2 protein-coding genes and 1 pseudogene are annotated in these 2,038 nt (G+C 63.0%); all 3 read left to right on the plus strand.

Going from position 1 to position 2,038, the window contains the following annotated elements; all coding sequences use genetic code 11:
- Positions 1 to 537: ABC transporter permease subunit (locus EN879_RS33430; protein ID WP_127274584.1), on the plus strand; the 537-nt coding region annotated here is incomplete at its 5' end.
- A gap of 10 nt (positions 538 to 547) precedes the next feature.
- Positions 548 to 1,309 (plus strand): glucose 1-dehydrogenase, encoded by a 762-nt coding sequence (locus tag EN879_RS33435; protein WP_063169500.1) that lies wholly within the window; start codon positions 548 to 550, stop codon positions 1,307 to 1,309.
- 301 nt (positions 1,310 to 1,610) lie between these two features.
- Positions 1,611 to 2,038, plus strand: a pseudogene (locus EN879_RS33440) (hypothetical protein); the annotation flags it as partial.

Raw genomic sequence — 2,038 nt, forward strand, 5'->3', positions numbered from 1 at the left:
CTTCTGGGCGCCGCGATCGTCGTTCCGGGCGTCGTGATCGGCATTTCGACTCTGGTCGCGCTCGTCCAATTGTTCACCGTGGTCAATCCGTTCCTCGCCTCGATCTGGCCGGACGACCAGCCGCCGCGGCTGGCGCTCGGCTACGGTTCGATCATCGCGGCGCACGGGCTGTTCTCGATGGCGCTGGTGACGATGATCGTCGGCACGCGGCTCGGCAGCCTCGACCGCAATCTGGTCGAGGCGTCGAGCGATCTCTACGCGACGCCGTTGACGACGTTCCGCTCGATCGTGCTGCCGCAGGTCATGCCGGCGGTCGTTGCCGGCTTCCTGCTCGCCTTCACCTTCTCCTTCGACGATTTCATCATCGCCTTCTTCGTCGCCGGCGCGCAGACGACGCTGCCGATCTATGTCTTCGCGTCGATCCGGCGCGGCGTGACGCCGGAGATCAACGCCATCGCGACGATCGTGCTCGTCGCTTCCGTGCTGCTCGTGGTGCTTGCCCAATGGCAGTTGCGCCAGCGCAAGCCGTCGAACTGAAAGCCGCATCATGATCCTCAAAGACCGCATCGCCGTGGTGACAGGCGCCGGCTCCGGCATCGGGCGCGCCGGCGCCATGATCATGGGCAGGGAAGGCGCGGTGGTCGTCATCGCCGACAGGGATCAGGCCGCCGGCGAAGCAACGGCTTCGGACATCCGCGCGGTCGGTGGCCAAGCCGAGGCGATCACGACCGATGTCGCTGATGATGCGGCGGTCGAACAGCTCATTGCCGGCACGCTCGACAGGCATGGGCGCATCGACATCCTGCACAATCACGCCGGCATCCAGATCGGCGGCACGCTGACCGAAGTGGAGGTCGGCGGCATGGATGCCTCGTGGCGGGTCAATGTGCGGGCGCAGTTCCTGGCGGCGAGACAGGTCATGCCCTCGATGATCGCGCAGGGCGGCGGGGTCATCCTCAACACCGCCTCCAATTCGGGCGTGTTCTACGACCGCGAGATGATCGCCTACGCAACCTCCAAACATGCGGTGGTGGCGATGACACGGCAGATGTCGCTCGACTATGCCCGTCACAATGTCCGCATTAACGCGCTCTGTCCGGGCTGGGTCGACACGCCGTTCAACGAACCGTTCATCGCCCAGATGGGCGGACGCGGGGCGATCGAAACCTATGTCCGCACCAAGATCCCGATGGGCCGCTGGGCCAGCGCCGATGAGATCGCCGAAGCGATCCTGTTCCTTGTCTCCGACCGTTCATCCTTCATGACCGGCCAGGCGCTGGTAATCGACGGCGGTGAAAGTATCGGCTGAGCCTTTTGCTTTCGCTATCAACTCCCCTGTTTTCAAAGCTTGTCCGATATACCACGCAAAGACTTTCACCCATGCCGCTGCTTGCCCGCAGGACTATAGTCCTGCCGGCATGGGACTTCAGTGCCATGGCCGTCCAAGAGCGTGAATTTGTGTTTGATATCAGTCGGTTAAGTTTCTGGCCGGGTGCCAGATCGCGTATTGAGACAGCATTTGTCTAAAGTTTACTCTGCACTATTAGCAATTCCTCATAGGACGGTCGCTTAGCGGTCGGGCCAGGGCGACGATTCCCGAGGAGATTACCATGACAAACCGGAAAACTCTGCTGGCGGCGCTTGCCGCATTGGCGCTCCTGGCATCTCCGGCGCTCGCCGGCAATGGGCACGGCGGTGGCGGTGGCAATGCCGGAGGCAACGGGCACGGCAACGGCGGTAGCAATGGCAACGGCGGCGGCAATGGCAAGAGCGGCGCTTCGCACGGCAAGTCGTCGTCGGCCCCCGGCCAGGTGGCCAAAGCGGACGACACCACGGTCGACAAGACCACCAAGGTCTCGTCCGTGCCCAAAGGCAAGAACATCCACGCCAAGCTTGGCCGGGTGAGCTCGCTGAAGCGCAACATCAATGCCTATATGAACTCGAAGAGCAAGAAATTCGCCGCCCTTCAGGCATTCGTGACGCAGTCCGCCAAAGCCAAGGTCGCTCAGGCCGCCGCCGACGCAGCACAGGCTAAGCT

The organism is Mesorhizobium sp. M7A.F.Ca.AU.002.02.1.1 (genome assembly GCF_003998535.1).
Lineage (GTDB): Bacteria > Pseudomonadota > Alphaproteobacteria > Rhizobiales > Rhizobiaceae > Mesorhizobium > Mesorhizobium ciceri.